Raw genomic sequence first — 563 nt, 5'->3', positions numbered from 1 at the left:
GGTCGCCCGCCATCCGCTGCGCGAGGGGCTGCGGGCGGTGCAGCTGCGCGCGCTGTACGCGGCGGGCCGCCAGTCCGAGGCGTTGGACAGCTACGCCGACCTGCGCGAACGCCTCGCGGAGGAGTTGGGCCTCGACCCCGGCCCGGAGCTGGTCGCCCTGCACCGCAGAATCCTCGAACAGGACGCCGGCCTCAGCGCCCCGCCGAAGGCGGCGATCATCCGGAACAGCCTGCCGGCCCAGCTCGACGAGTTGGTCGGTCGGGCCGAGGCGTTGGCCGAGCTGCGGGCGCTGCTGTCCCGGCAGCGGCTGGTCACGCTGGTCGGCCCGGGTGGCGTCGGCAAGACCCGCCTGGCCACCGAGACGGCCCGCGCGCAGTCCTTTCCGGACGGCGTCCAGCTGGTCGAGTTGGCGCCGCTGCCGGCCGGTGACGCCCGGGTCGCCGAACAGGTGCTCGGCGCGCTGGGCGGCTATGAGACCGCCGGCACGAGCCTGTCCCCCGCCGACCGGGTGGTCACCGCCCTGCGGCACCGGCAGCTGCTGCTCGTGCTGGACAACTGCGAAC

At 75.3% G+C, this 563-nt stretch carries 1 protein-coding gene; it reads left to right on the top strand.

The genetic code is table 11. From position 1 onward, the window contains the following. Positions 1-563 (top strand): BTAD domain-containing putative transcriptional regulator (locus KBX53_RS35270; RefSeq protein ID WP_305798022.1); only part of this gene is annotated, 563 nt, incomplete at both ends.

The organism is Micromonospora sp. M51 (genome assembly GCF_018070305.1).
In the GTDB taxonomy this organism is placed as follows: Bacteria; Actinomycetota; Actinomycetes; order Mycobacteriales; family Micromonosporaceae; genus Micromonospora; species Micromonospora parva.
This window is presented reverse-complemented; position numbering and strand designations above follow the sequence as displayed.